This window comes from Streptomyces turgidiscabies Car8 (genome assembly GCF_000331005.1).
In the GTDB taxonomy this organism is placed as follows: domain Bacteria; phylum Actinomycetota; class Actinomycetes; order Streptomycetales; family Streptomycetaceae; genus Streptomyces; species Streptomyces turgidiscabies.
Genome location: NZ_AEJB01000228.1, coordinates 1 through 12,050 on the forward strand (window position 1 = coordinate 1; position 12,050 = coordinate 12,050).

The window sequence follows — 12,050 nt, forward strand, 5'->3', positions numbered from 1 at the left end:
GGAAGGCCGCCCGGATGATGCAGCCACCGCGCCAGAGGGCGGAGACGGCACCGAGGTCGATGTCCCAGTAGTACTCGGCGCCACCCGCCGCGATCTCGTGGAAGCCCTGCGTGTACGACACGATCTTAGACGCGTACAGCGCATGCTAGACGCGGTCGGCGAACGCCGCCGCCTCCGACTCGCTCAGCGGGGTCGCCTTAGGGCCGGCCAGACCGCGCGAGGCCTCGCGCAGCGCCGCGTGCCCCCACTGTGTCGGTCCCGTACGGATGTCGATCCGATCCACACGGCATAGTGCGCCTATGACTGTGTTGAGCACGGAGTACACCTGGGCCGCGCTGGGCGGCGATCCCGCCACCCCCGACCGGATCTCGACCGTCGTACGCACCGGAGTGCTCGCATCACGGCTTCCGGTACGGGAGTCGGCGCGGGCCTGTGTGGGGGCGTGCGCGCTGGCCGCCGCGGAACTGGGCGCCCTCCGGGCCGGGCTGCCGGAGGTCCCCGGGGTTCGTCTGGACGACGGCGCGATCGCCACGGCCCTCGTCAGCGAGCGGCACCTGCTGGTCGACGGACGCGCACCGGTCTCCTTCGCGCCGCTGTCGCGCTTCTGGCGGACGACGGACGGCTGGGTGCGCACCCATGCGAACTACCCGCATCACCGAGCGCGTCTGCTCGCCGCCCTGGGCACGTCCGAGGACCCGGAGTCCGTCGCCGCCGCGTTCGCCGAACGCTCCTCGGTGGAGGCCGAGGAGACCGTGTACGCCGCCGGGGGCCTCGCCGTCGCGCTGCGTACGGCCGAGGAGTGGGCCGCGCACGAACAGGGCGCGGCGGTGGCCGCGCGGCCCCTGGCCGAGCGCGGACGGCTGGACTCGGCACGCGCGCGCGTGCTCGCGCCGATCGGCACCGGCCCCCTGCTGCCCGCCGCCGGAGTCCGGGTCCTCGACCTGACCCGGGTCATCGCGGGCCCCGTCGCCACCCGCACCCTCGCCCTGCTCGGCGCGGACGTACTGCGCGTGGACGCGCCTCAGCTGCCCGAACTCCCGGACCAGCACACCGACACGGGCTTCGGGAAGCGGTCGGCGGTACTGGACCTGCGGACCGACCGGCGGGCCTTCGAGGAACTCCTCGCCGGCGCCGACGTCGTCGTCACCGGGTACCGGCCCGGCGCCCTGGACCCCTTCGGGCTCTCGCCGGAGGCGCTGGCCGAGCGCAGGCCCGGAGTGGTCGTGGGGCAGTTGTCGGCGTGGGGTGCGTACGGGCCCTGGGGTGAGCGTCGGGGCTTCGACAGCCTGGTGCAGGTCGCCTCGGGCATCGCGGTGGCGGAGGGGTCGGCCGAGGAACCGGGCGCCCTGCCCGCGCAGGCACTCGACCACGGCACGGGGTATCTGCTGGCGGCGGGGGTGCTGCGGGCGCTGAGCGACCAGGTACGGGAGGGCGGCAGCCGGTTCGTACGGCTGGCGTTGGCCCGCACGGCCGGGTGGCTGATGAGCGGGGCGGAGCAAGGCCAGGCGGCGCCCGTGAGCAACTCCGTGAACAACTCGGTGGACGACTCCGCGTACGACGGGCCGGAGGCGTGGCTCGCCGAGCGGGACAGCGCGCTGGGGCGGCTGCGGTACGCGCTCCCGCCGGTCCACTTCACTGGTGGGCCGGTCGACTGGGCACGGTCTCCCGGCGTTTGGGGGACCGATCGGGCGCGCTGGGTGTATTGAGACAGACACAGCGTCGAGTACGTGGGGCCAACGGCCCCACGTACTGACGGCCGGTGAGGAACTTGGGGTGGGCTTGACACGACCGACTGACGGGCCGTCCGCCGAGGACGGGCCCGCGAGAACGCCCGACGGCTCACGCCCCGGCACCGGCCGCGCTGTCGCCGTGCTCGTGCTGGTGGTACTGGCCGCCCTGATTCCGCTGCTCGGGCCGGCCGTCGCGCTGGACGGCACCGGGGAGGCCGCCGCGCCCGGCGCGGGCGGGATCGGACTGCTGCGGACGGCGCTGTTCGCCGCCCTGTGCGTTCCGGTGGGCGAACTGTTCGTGCACCGGCTGGCCGGCGGGCTGCCCGGGGCGCCGGCGGAGCGGGCGCGCGCGTGGGCGCCGTACGCGGCCGGTGTCGGTTTTGTCGCCGCGCTGGGGCTCGCCTCGGTGGTGTCGACCGGCAACCTCGTACCGCACAGCCTTGCGGCGATCGACGTGGGCGGCCTGTACGAGTCCCGGGACGGCAAGCTGGCTCTGCTGGAGGTCAACGGGTTCGCCGCGGCGGGCCTGTGCGCGCTCTCGGCCCGCCCGGCCACACAGGTCTGGCCGTTGGCGGTGGTGGCCGTGGCGGAGGCGCTGCGGGCTCATCCGGCACCGGAGCTCGACCCGCTGACCGGCTCGGCGCTGACGTTCGTCCATCTCATCTGTGCGGCGCTGTGGGTGGGCGGACTGCTGTACGTCCTGCGGACGTTGCCCCTCTGGGGGGCCGCCCGGGAGGCGCGTGTGGCGTTGTTGGGCCTCTACGCGCGCGTGGCGGCCGTTCTGCTCGCGCTGATCACCGCCACGGGCGTCTGGAGCACGCTCCGCCGGATGCCGCCGGACACGGTCTGGGACCAGCTCACGTCGACGGCGTACGGCCGCACGCTGCTCGCCAAGGTGATCGTCGTGGCGGCCGTCGCCGGCCTCGCCCTGTGGGCGCGGCTGCGGCTGAGCCGGGCGGCCGACCCGCTGACCGCCTGCTCCCCCGCGCGCGCGGAGGTCGTCGCGCTGGGGCTGGTGGTCGCGGTGTCGGGGCTGCTCACCGCGTTGCCGGTGCCGATCCGCTGGACTTGAGGGGTGGGCGCGTACCGGTGCTCGCCGCCGCGAGCACACCGCCGGTCAGGAGCCACTGGGCCGCGACGTACGTGAGCATGATCCAGAAGTCGGGTGCGGGGAGCTGGGGCAGGTCCGCGACTCCGGTCGCGATGAGAGTGTCGGAGAGCAGGAAGAGCGCCCCGCCCGTGCCGGCGAGGAGACCGAGTGCCGTGGCCCGGTAGGCCATCGCGGTCAGCAGGAGGCTGTAACCGGCGACGGGGATACGGAGTTCGGCGGGGAGGCCGGGCCAGAGGACGGCGAGGGTGCCGCCTAGGGCCAGGGCGTAGGCCACCGCGAGCCGACTTCGTGCCGCACGCGCGCGTGGGGTGGCGTTCGGGGTGCTGTCCTGGTTGCCGTACGTCCTGAAGAGCGCGAGGTAACAGACATGGCCGACGGCGAAGCAGGCCATGCCGGCCAGGAACGCCGGGTCGGCGTCGGAGAGCAGCAGGACGTCGCCGGCCCCGCCGAGGAGGAGAGCGGCGAGGAGGAGTCGCGGGGCGCCGCGAAGGTGTGCGTGGGCGGCCAGGAGGGGCATCAGGAAGGGCTTGGCGAGGGCGTGTCCGGTGTCGGAGCCGGCCGCGAGGGAGATCAGGTCGACGGCCGCCGTGAGAGCGAAGGCGGCGAGGAGAACCCGGGCGGGCCTCACGCGCCGACGGTCTCTTCGGCCGGTTCCCGGCGCGGGTGCGCGGGCTGCCAGCCGGGCCCCCGGAACACCCGGCCGGCGCGCTCACGCCAACTGCCCGCCGCCTTGATGTCCTTGACGATCGCGACGTACTCGTGAGTGGCGACCCTGACCGGGTTGAACGTGTCGATGTTCTTCGTCAACCCGTAGACAGGCCGTTCGGTCTCGGCGGCGAACGAGCCGAAGAGGCGGTCCCAGACGATGAGGATTCCGCCGAAGTTGCGGTCCAGGTAGCCGCCTTGGGAGGCGTGGTGGACACGGTGGTGCGAGGGCGTGTTGAGGACGTACTCGAACCACCGGGGCATGCGGTCGATGCGCTCGGTGTGGATCCAGAACTGGTAGACGAGGTTCACGGAGGAGCAGAAGGCGAGCGCCGCCGGGTGGACCCCGAGGGCGACGAGGGGGACGTAGAACGGCCAGACGGTGAGCGTGGTCCAGGGCTGGCGCAGAGCCGTCGTCAGGTTGAAGCTGCGGCTGGAGTGGTGGACGACGTGGCAGGCCCAGAGGATGCGAACGACGTGGTGGCCGCGGTGGGACCAGTAGTAGAAGAAGTCCTGCGCGAGCAGCATGAGCGGAACGGTCCACCACAGGACGGGCACGCGCAGGGGCGTGAGTTGGTAGACGGCCGTGTAGAGCGCGACGATCGGGATCTTCCACAGGAAGTCGAAGGCCAGGCTGCCGAGTCCCATGCCGACACTGGTGGCGGCGTCCTTGGAGTCGTACCCGGCGGCGTCCTCATCGGGGTGGATCCGAACGCTGATCATCTCGATGACGGTGAGCAGCACGAAGGCGGGTATCGACCAGGCCACGACGTCGGGGAGGTTGGGCATGACTGCACGTTAGGACGCCACACAGACGGCGCATAGACGTTGTTACTGACAAGTATTCAGCACAGTACGCGCTTGCTTGTTGGTGGTCTCCGCCAATGGGTACACGACGGGCGCGCGACGGGCGCGCGACGGAGTGTCAGTCGCGGCCCGTATTCTCTGGGACCATGCTCGAAGACCTGACGCCCACGCCGTCCCCCGCCCCGTGGCCGACCGCATATCCCCAGGGATACGCGGTCGTTGACGTCGAGACGACCGGTCTGTCCCGGGACGACCGGATAATCTCCGCCGCGGTCTACCGGCTGGACGCGCGCGGTGAGGTCGAGGACCACTGGTACACAACGGTCAATCCGGAACGGGATCCCGGGCCGGTGTGGATCCACGGGCTGACGAGCGACGCCCTGGAGGGTGCCCCGCTCTTCGTGGACATCGCCGAGGAGTTCGCGTCCCGGCTCGCCGACCGTGTGCTCGTCGCGCACAACGCCGTCTTCGACTGGTCGATGATCGCCCGGGAGTACGCGCGCGCGGAGCGCGAGGCGCCGGTGCGGCAGCGGCTGTGCACCATCGCGCTGTCCAAGGAGCTGGGACTGCCGCTGCCCAACCACAAGCTGGAGACCCTCGCCGCGCACTACGGGGTCGTCCAGCAACGGGCCCACCACGCGCTGGACGACGCGCGGGTGCTCGCCGAGGCGTTCCGGCCCAGTCTGCACGCGGCGGCCCGGGGCGGCGTACGGCTGCCGCTGCTGGAGTGCCGGCCGCTGACGGAGTGGTCCGGATCGGCGGCGGGCGGCTCCTCGCGCCCACAGATCGGGCGGCAGGCCTCCGGGGGCTACGGGAGCTATCAGCCGACCAGTTGGCGCCCTTCCCGCAAGCGGCCGGCGTGTCCGTACCCCAACCCGGGTCGCTACGAGGACGGCCGTCCGCTCAGGCAGGGCATGCGCGTGGCGTTCTCCGGGGACACCTCGGTCGAGCGTGACCTGCTGGAGGACCGGGCCGTCGAGGCGGGACTGCATGTCGCGACGAGCCTGTCCCGGCTCACCAGCCTGCTCGTCACCAACGACCCCGACTCCATGACCTCGAAGGTGGTCAAGGCCCGGCAGTTCGGCACGCCGGTCATCGACGAGGCGGCCTTCGGGCAGCTCCTGCGGGACGTGGAACCAGCGGCCGAGGGATGACCGTACGGACGGGTGATTGGCGCCCGACTCGCCCGGCACCGTCTCGCTCGTACGGCGCCGACGGCCCACCCTGTGGCCCATGGCCAGTTGTGAAGTCTGCGGGAACAGTTACGGAATGACCTTCGAGGTGCACGCGCAGGGGTCGGTGCACGTCTTCGACTGCTTCGCCTGCGCGATCCACCGTATGGCACCCATCTGCGAGCACTGCCGGGTCCAGATCATCGGGCAGGGCGTCGAGGCCGAGGGCCACTGGTACTGCGGGGCGCACTGCGCACGCGCGGAGGGGAGGGTGGGGATCGTCGACAGGGTCTGAGACGGCCCGGAAGGGTCTGGGAAGGTCTGGGAGGGTCCGCGTCCGAGTCCGTACCCCCCTGAAGGCACCCCACGGACGAGTTGTACCGTCAGTGGGGTGTACCGCTTCCTCTTGTCCCGGCAGTGGGTGATCCTCACGCTGGTCGCCCTCGTCCTCATCCCCACGATGATCAGGCTGGGCATCTGGCAGATGCACCGTTACGAGGAGCGCAGCGCCCGTAACCAGCTGGTCGCCGACGCGTTGTCGGCCGATCCGGTGCCCGTGGAGAAGCTGACCTCCCCCGGTCACACCGTCACCACCGGCGAGCGGTACCACACCGTCAGCGCCAAGGGTCGTTTCGACACCGACGACGAGGTCGTCGTCCGCCGCCGCACCAACTCCGACGACGAGGTCGGCTACCACGTCCTGACCCCGTTCGTCCTCGACGACGGCAAGGTCCTGCTGGTCAACCGGGGCTGGATCCCCTCCGACGGTCCGAGCCAGACCGCGTTCCCCACGATCCCGGCGCCCCCGAAGGGCGAGATCACCGTCACCGGGCGGCTGATGCCCGCCGAGACGACCGCGGCGAGCGGTATCAAGGACCTCAAGGGGCTGCCGGACCGGCAGGTCATGCTGATCAACAGCCGGCAGGAGGCCCGGCGCCTCGGCGCCGAGGTGCTCGGCGGCTACATCGTGCTGACGACGCCCGCGCCGAAGGGCGACACCCCGGAGCTGCTGGGCAAGCCGGGCGACGAGAACGCCGCGCTGAACTACGCCTACGCCATCCAGTGGTGGCTGTTCTCCGCGGCCGTCCCCCTGGGCTGGGTGATCCTCGTCCGCAGGGAACGCCGGGACCGCGCGGAGGCCGAAGCGGCGGCACGCGAGGCTCAGGAATCGCCGGACACCGAGCCCGCCGCCGTCTGACACCCCTGACACCACCCCGCTCGGCGTGAACGGCCGGGTGACGTAACCGGGAGATCTCGGCGTGTGACAGGACGGCTTCGCCCGAATGCCGGGGCCCCTCACCGGGAACCCGCCCCTCGTGCACCCCCATCAGAAGCACCGCATCCCTCGTATCGAGGACTACGCCCTCGTCGGCGACCACCAGACCGCCGCGCTCGTCGGCATGGACGGCAGCGTCGACTGGCTGTGTCTGCCCCGCTTCGACTCGGCCGCCTGTTTCGCCGCTCTGCTCGGCGACGAACGCAACGGGCACTGGCGGATCGCCCCCGAGGGCGCCGACCGCTGCGTCCGGCGCTCCTACCGGCCCGGCACCCTCGTCCTCGACACCGAGTGGGAGACCGACGACGGCGCCGTACGCGTCACCGATTTGATGCCCCAGCGCGACCGTGCGCCCGATCTCGTACGGATCGTCGAGGGCGTACGCGGCGAGGTGACCGTCCGCAGCACACTGCGGCTGCGCTTCGACTACGGGGCGATCGTGCCCTGGATGCGCCGGGCGAACGGACACCGGGTGGCCGTCGCCGGACCGGACGCGGTGTGGCTGCGTACCGAGGAAGGGGTGCGTACCTGGGGCCGGGACTTCACCACGTACTCGGAGTTCACCGTCGCGGAGGGCGAACGGGTCGCGTTCGTGCTGACCTGGCACCCCTCGCACGAGCCGCATCCGCCGTTCGTCGACCCGTACGAGGCACTGGACGCGGCCGTCTCTGACTGGGAGGCCTGGTCTGCGCGCTGTACGTACGACGGGCCGCACCGGGACGCCGTCGTGCGCTCGCTGATCACCCTCAAGGCGCTGACCTACGCGCCGACCGGCGGGATCGTGGCCGCCCCCACCACGTCACTCCCAGAAGAACTGGGCGGCGTACGCAACTGGGACTACCGCTACTGCTGGCTGCGCGACTCCACGCTCACCCTGAACGCGCTGCTGTCGGTGGGCTATCACGAGGAGGCCGAGTGCTGGCGTGACTGGCTGCTGCGGGCCGTCGCGGGCGACCCGGCGGACCTCCAGATCATGTACGGGCTCGCCGGTGAGCGCCGGCTGCCCGAGTTCGAGCTGGACTGGCTGCCCGGGTTCGGCGGCTCGGCCCCGGTGCGCATCGGCAACGCCGCGGTACGGCAGCTCCAGCTCGACGTGTACGGCGAGGTGATCGACTCGCTGGCGCTGGCCCGGCGTTCGGGACTCCCGTCCAAGCCGCACATGTGGCGTCTGCAGTGCGCGCTCATGGAGTTCCTGGGGACGGCGTGGCGCCTGCCCGACGAAGGACTGTGGGAGGTGCGCGGCCCACGCCGGCACTTCGTGCACTCCAAGGTGATGGCCTGGGTCGCGGCGGACCGCGCGGTACGTCAGCTGGAGCTCAACCCGAAGCTGAACGGCGGCGACCTGGAGGGCTGGCGGGCGATGCGCGACGAGGTGCACCGGGAGGTGTGCGAACGCGGCTACGACCCGGAGCGCAACACGTTCACCCAGTACTACGGCTCCCGCGAACTCGACGCCGCCGTGCTGCTCCTGCCCCGCGTCGGCTTCCTGCCGCCGGACGACCCGAGGATCGTCGGCACCATCGACGCGATCAGGGACGAGCTGGGGCACGGCGGGTTCGTCCGCCGCTACAGCACGGACGGTCCCGTGGTCGACGGACTGCCCGGTGACGAGGGCGTGTTCCTGGCCTGCTCGTTCTGGCTTGCGGACGCCCTGCACATGATCGGCCGTACGAAGGAGGCGCGCGCGCTCTTCGAACGCCTGGTCGCTGTCACCAACGACGTGGGGCTGCTGGCGGAGGAGTACGACCCGGTCGCCGAACGTCAGCTCGGCAACTTCCCCCAGGCGTTCAGTCACATCGGCCTCGTCAACACCGCCCTCGCCCTGTACGGCGAGAACCGGGCAGGATAGGGACCATGGATCTTGGACTGAAGGACCGGGTGTACGTCGTCACCGGAGCCACCCGCGGACTGGGCAACGCCGCCGCGCGCGAACTCGTCGCCGACGGCGCGAAGGTGGTCATCACGGGGCGGGACGAGAAGACGGTCACGGAGGCCGCGGCAGCCCTCGGCCCCGGGGCCGTGGGCGTGGCCGCGGACAACTCCGACCCGGAGGTCGGGGAGCGGCTCGTCGCGGCGGCCCGTGAGCACTTCGGGCGTTTCAACGGCATCCTCGTCAGCGTGGGCGGTCCGGCGCCGGGGTTCGTCGCCGACAACACGGACGAGCAGTGGCGGGCCGCGTTCGACTCGGTGTTCCTGGGTGCGGTACGGCTGGCCCGTACGGCGGTGGCGGAGCTGGAGCCGGGCGGGGTCGTCGGGTTCGTGCTGTCCGGTTCGGTGCACGAGCCGATTCCGGGGCTGACCATCTCCAACGGCCTGCGGCCGGGGCTCGCCGGGTTCGCCAAGTCGCTCGCCGACGAGGTGGGGCCGCGCGGGATCCGGGTGGTGGGGTTGCTGCCGGCGCGCATCGACACGGATCGCGTGCGCGAGCTGGACGGGCTGTCCGCCGACCCGGCGGCGACCCGGGTCGCCAACGAGTCGCGGATTCCGTTGCGGCGGTACGGGAAGCCGGAGGAGTTCGGGCGGACGGCGGCGTTTCTGCTGTCGCCTGCGGCGAGCTATCTGACGGGGGTCATGGTGCCTGTTGACGGGGGGATGCGGCACGGGTTCTGAACTGGCCTGTAGTCGTGCGGCTGCGGGTGCGTTGTGGCTTGTCGCGCCCCGCGGCGGAGCCGCATATGTCACAGCCTCGCGCCCCTAGGGAACTGCTCGTGCCCCTGACTGCTAGTTGACCCTTTCCGCGCGGTGCTTGACCGCCCTCAGATCGACTTCCGTCGGGAGGGACTTGAGGCCTGCCGAGTCGCGGGCATGGGTCAGGGCTTCCGCCGCCAGGCGGAGTACCGCTTCCTCCGGGGTGGCGTGCGGCTGGAGGAGGAGTTGGACTCGGGCCTCCGGGGCTGTGCGGCTGCCCGTCAGGGTCACGTGGGCTCGTTCCACGCCGTCCAGGCGGGCCGCCTCTCCCGCGACCGCGGTCTCCATGGCGCGGCCTCGCAGCAGGGCGCCCTCGTTGTCGCCCGTGTCCACCAGGACCTCGGTGAGGCGGCGTCGGCGGAGGGTCGCGGTCAGCCACCACAGGGTCAGGAGGACCAGGGCGGCCAGGACGGCGAGGACCGTCGGCCACCACCAGCCGGCGTCCCGGTAGTGGGTCCGTTCGGCGTCGCTCAGCAGTACGTCGTGGCGGTCGTCGTGGATCCACCACGTCGGCCATCGGGCGCCGAGCCCCACGGCCAGGACCGAGCCGCCGACGACGATCAGCGCCAGGCCCGCCAGGCCGAGCATTACGCGGTTGACGACGCGCCGCATCCGTCCTCACCCCTTCCGGCCGGGGCGGGCGACATGCACGGACAGGGCCGGCGGCCGGGACAGGCCGAGGCTCCTGATCGCGTAGGTGAGCACGTCGTCCAGGTCGGCCCGTACGTCGTCGAGTTCACGGAAATGGGAGAGCGCGCGGACGTCTGCCCTGGTGCGGGTCATCCGGACCCGGACCGACTGGACGCCGGACACCTCCATGGCCCGGTCGCGCAGCACCATCGCGGCGGCGGCCCGGTGCAGGCCGGCCCTGACGTCGGCGTGGGTGCGCCGCATCGGCAGGACGCCCCGCAGACCGGGCGTGACAGCGAGGACGAGGAGCCAGGTGCCGAGGGCCACCGCGACACCGGCGCCGACCAGGACCCAGGTGTCGTCGAGGGGACGTTCCGCCAGTTGCCCGGCCAGCGCCTTGCGCCAGCTCATGGCCTCGCGGCGGGCTCGTACCGCGGTGATGTCGTAGAGGAACGCGCCCGCCACGAGAAACAGCAGCAGGGCGAGGACGGCTGCCGGGACACGGCGCGCCGACCAGAAGCGGCCGTTCCTGTCCTCCCCGTCGCCGAGGACGGGCAGGGGGTCGTAGGCGGCGGTGGACGAGGACTGCCCCGTTCCCGGGGTGTCGGTCGTCGCGTCGTCCGGTTTCTCCAGTACTGGCAGTCTTCGGGTGTTCCCGGAGCCGTCGAAGCCCTGGGGCTCGCTCATCGCGTCCTCCCCTGCGCCTTCCCTGGTGCCGCACCGTGCGGCGGTGCCAGGTGCAGCCGCTCGATCTCGACGGCGACCTCCGGCACGTCCATTCCCGCCAGTGCGTGTACCCGCGAAGCGACCCGATGACGCACTGTCGCGCACTGGCCACCGATATCCGATGGGTACAGGAGTTCGAGGATCACACGGACGCGGGCACGGTCGTGGTGGACGACGACCGTCGCGTGCGGGGGCACGGCGTCCGGAGGCAGCTCGGTCAGCGCCTCACGGGCCGCCTGCGCGGCGATCTTCGCCACGACCCGGTCGGCGATCCGGGTGGCGCCGCGTTCACCGGGTGGCACGGCCGTCATGGCCTTGCGGGGCGTACGGGTATCTCCCGACCGCTCCTCACCGGCCTGCTCCTCGGCCACGACGCCTCACCGCCGCCGGTCGTCGCGGGTGCGGAAGAAGTCACCCAGGTCCAGGTCACCCTCCAGGAACCGGCCGACGACGAAGCCGAGGGCGCCCAGGGCCGCCACCAGCAGAAACGCGCCGAAGCCGCCGAAGTACCCGGCGAATCCCAGCGCCATTCCGGCGATCATGCCGATCACGGCGATGCTCATTCTGCCCTGCCTTCCCGGTGCTCTGCCGATGCCCCGAATCCGTCACCGCAGGATCACTGCAGGCGGGGCTCGGGTTCTTCTTCCTCTTCTTCGGGCAGCTTGACGTCCGTCACCGCGATGTTGACCTCGACGACCTCCAGGCCGGTCATGCGTTCGACGGCGGCGATGACGTTCTCGCGCACGGCCCGGGCCACGTCGCCGATCGAGACGCCGTACTCGACGACGATCTCCAGGTCGAGAGCCGTCTGCACCTCTCCGACCTCGGCCTTCACTCCACGGCTGACGGACTTCGAGGCGCCGCCCGGCACCCGGTCACGGACCACACCGAAGGTCCGGGACAGACCGCTGCCCATCGCGTGCACACCGACGACGTCCCGGGCGGCGAGCCCGGCGATCTTCTCGACGACCCCGTCGGCGATCGTGGTGCGCCCCCGGTCGGCGGGGTCACCGCCGCCGCGCCTGGTGACGTTCGGCTTCCTGAGCTGGGCGGACAGCGGGTCGCCGCCCTGATCGCCGGGCTGCTCCGGCCGGCTGGACTGGGTCATGTCGGTCATCGCCGTACACCCCTTTCGGTCGTCCTCCCCGATCCACAGTAGGCGGGGCCGGGCGGACCCGCGCCAGGGATGCGGCAGGCAGGGGACG

General features: G+C 71.9%; 14 protein-coding genes and 1 pseudogene. 7 read left to right on the forward strand and 8 right to left on the reverse strand.

Going from position 1 to position 12,050, the window contains the following annotated elements:
* Window positions 1–244, reverse strand: a pseudogene (locus STRTUCAR8_RS49715) (NADP-dependent phosphogluconate dehydrogenase); the annotation flags it as partial.
* 55 nt (window positions 245–299) lie between these two features.
* Between STRTUCAR8_RS49715 and STRTUCAR8_RS15315 the strand changes: the two are divergent.
* Window positions 300–1,706: a CoA transferase gene (locus STRTUCAR8_RS15315; protein ID WP_044472251.1), complete on the forward strand. Its 1,407-nt coding sequence runs from the start codon at window positions 300–302 to the stop codon at window positions 1,704–1,706.
* Between the two features lie 67 nt (window positions 1,707–1,773).
* On the forward strand, window positions 1,774–2,802 hold the full coding sequence (locus STRTUCAR8_RS15320; RefSeq protein WP_006376688.1) for a CopD family protein: 1,029 nt from the start codon (window positions 1,774–1,776) through the stop codon (window positions 2,800–2,802).
* Here STRTUCAR8_RS15320 and STRTUCAR8_RS15325 read toward each other — a convergent pair.
* Together STRTUCAR8_RS15325 and STRTUCAR8_RS15330 are read right to left on the reverse strand one after the other, a co-directional pair.
* Window positions 2,768–3,469 (reverse strand): lysoplasmalogenase, encoded by a 702-nt coding sequence (locus STRTUCAR8_RS15325; protein ID WP_006376695.1) that lies wholly within the window; start codon window positions 3,467–3,469, stop codon window positions 2,768–2,770. The two genes, STRTUCAR8_RS15320 and STRTUCAR8_RS15325, sit on opposite strands and share 35 nt — an antisense overlap.
* Complete coding sequence (locus STRTUCAR8_RS15330) at window positions 3,466–4,335, reverse strand: sterol desaturase family protein (RefSeq protein WP_006376684.1); 870 nt, start codon at window positions 4,333–4,335, stop codon at window positions 3,466–3,468. The genes STRTUCAR8_RS15325 and STRTUCAR8_RS15330 overlap by 4 nt, the downstream gene beginning before the upstream one ends.
* Before the next feature lie 164 nt (window positions 4,336–4,499).
* On the opposite strand from STRTUCAR8_RS15330, the gene STRTUCAR8_RS15335 reads away from it, so the two are divergent.
* The 5 genes from STRTUCAR8_RS15335 (at window position 4,500) to STRTUCAR8_RS15355 (ending at window position 9,411) form a co-directional block, all read left to right on the forward strand.
* A complete protein-coding gene (locus STRTUCAR8_RS15335) occupies window positions 4,500–5,507 on the forward strand; it encodes a DEDDh family exonuclease (protein ID WP_006376696.1) in 1,008 nt (335 codons plus the stop codon).
* 79 nt (window positions 5,508–5,586) lie between these two features.
* Complete coding sequence (locus tag STRTUCAR8_RS15340) at window positions 5,587–5,820, forward strand: hypothetical protein (RefSeq protein WP_078507207.1); 234 nt, start codon at window positions 5,587–5,589, stop codon at window positions 5,818–5,820.
* Between the two features lie 96 nt (window positions 5,821–5,916).
* Window positions 5,917–6,723, forward strand: coding sequence for an SURF1 family cytochrome oxidase biogenesis protein (locus tag STRTUCAR8_RS15345; protein WP_006376697.1), 807 nt, complete (start codon window positions 5,917–5,919; stop codon window positions 6,721–6,723).
* Window positions 6,724–6,808: 85 nt separating this feature from the next.
* Window positions 6,809–8,650: a glycoside hydrolase family 15 protein gene (locus STRTUCAR8_RS15350; protein WP_044472253.1), complete on the forward strand. Its 1,842-nt coding sequence runs from the start codon at window positions 6,809–6,811 to the stop codon at window positions 8,648–8,650.
* Between the two features lie 5 nt (window positions 8,651–8,655).
* Window positions 8,656–9,411 carry an SDR family oxidoreductase gene (locus STRTUCAR8_RS15355; protein WP_006376686.1) on the forward strand — a complete coding sequence of 252 codons (756 nt, stop codon included), beginning with the start codon at window positions 8,656–8,658 and terminating at the stop codon, window positions 9,409–9,411.
* A gap of 111 nt (window positions 9,412–9,522) precedes the next feature.
* Here the strand turns inward: STRTUCAR8_RS15355 and amaP are convergent, their stop codons facing one another.
* The 5 genes from amaP to STRTUCAR8_RS15380 all read right to left on the reverse strand — a co-directional run bounded on the left by amaP (window position 9,523) and on the right by STRTUCAR8_RS15380 (window position 11,962).
* Window positions 9,523–10,101 (reverse strand): alkaline shock response membrane anchor protein AmaP, encoded by a 579-nt coding sequence (gene amaP / locus STRTUCAR8_RS15360; protein ID WP_006376683.1) that lies wholly within the window; start codon window positions 10,099–10,101, stop codon window positions 9,523–9,525.
* A gap of 6 nt (window positions 10,102–10,107) precedes the next feature.
* On the reverse strand, window positions 10,108–10,806 hold the full coding sequence (locus STRTUCAR8_RS15365; protein WP_006376685.1) for a DUF6286 domain-containing protein: 699 nt from the start codon (window positions 10,804–10,806) through the stop codon (window positions 10,108–10,110).
* Window positions 10,803–11,156: an Asp23/Gls24 family envelope stress response protein gene (locus STRTUCAR8_RS15370; protein ID WP_044472254.1), complete on the reverse strand. Its 354-nt coding sequence runs from the start codon at window positions 11,154–11,156 to the stop codon at window positions 10,803–10,805. Before STRTUCAR8_RS15370 ends, STRTUCAR8_RS15365 begins: the two co-directional genes overlap by 4 nt.
* Before the next feature lie 66 nt (window positions 11,157–11,222).
* Window positions 11,223–11,408 carry a hypothetical protein gene (locus STRTUCAR8_RS15375; protein WP_044472255.1) on the reverse strand — a complete coding sequence of 62 codons (186 nt, stop codon included), beginning with the start codon at window positions 11,406–11,408 and terminating at the stop codon, window positions 11,223–11,225.
* A 53-nt stretch (window positions 11,409–11,461) separates the two neighbouring features.
* Complete coding sequence (locus tag STRTUCAR8_RS15380; protein ID WP_044472256.1) at window positions 11,462–11,962, reverse strand: Asp23/Gls24 family envelope stress response protein; 501 nt, start codon at window positions 11,960–11,962, stop codon at window positions 11,462–11,464.
* Between the last annotated feature and the right edge of the window lie 88 nt (window positions 11,963–12,050).

Coding starts and splice junctions, on each gene's coding strand:
- STRTUCAR8_RS15315 (WP_044472251.1), top strand. CDS start 300: ATGACTGTGTTGAGCACGGAGTACACCTGGGCCGCGCTGGGCGGCGAT.
- STRTUCAR8_RS15330 (WP_006376684.1), bottom strand. CDS start 4,335: ATGCCCAACCTCCCCGACGTCGTGGCCTGGTCGATACCCGCCTTCGTG.
- STRTUCAR8_RS15335 (WP_006376696.1), top strand. CDS start 4,500: ATGCTCGAAGACCTGACGCCCACGCCGTCCCCCGCCCCGTGGCCGACC.
- STRTUCAR8_RS15340 (WP_078507207.1), top strand. CDS start 5,587: ATGGCCAGTTGTGAAGTCTGCGGGAACAGTTACGGAATGACCTTCGAG.
- STRTUCAR8_RS15350 (WP_044472253.1), top strand. CDS start 6,809: ATGCCGGGGCCCCTCACCGGGAACCCGCCCCTCGTGCACCCCCATCAG.
- STRTUCAR8_RS15355 (WP_006376686.1), top strand. CDS start 8,656: ATGGATCTTGGACTGAAGGACCGGGTGTACGTCGTCACCGGAGCCACC.
- amaP (WP_006376683.1), bottom strand. CDS start 10,101: ATGCGGCGCGTCGTCAACCGCGTAATGCTCGGCCTGGCGGGCCTGGCG.
- STRTUCAR8_RS15365 (WP_006376685.1), bottom strand. CDS start 10,806: ATGAGCGAGCCCCAGGGCTTCGACGGCTCCGGGAACACCCGAAGACTG.
- STRTUCAR8_RS15370 (WP_044472254.1), bottom strand. CDS start 11,156: ATGACGGCCGTGCCACCCGGTGAACGCGGCGCCACCCGGATCGCCGAC.
- STRTUCAR8_RS15375 (WP_044472255.1), bottom strand. CDS start 11,408: ATGAGCATCGCCGTGATCGGCATGATCGCCGGAATGGCGCTGGGATTC.
- STRTUCAR8_RS15380 (WP_044472256.1), bottom strand. CDS start 11,962: ATGACCGACATGACCCAGTCCAGCCGGCCGGAGCAGCCCGGCGATCAG.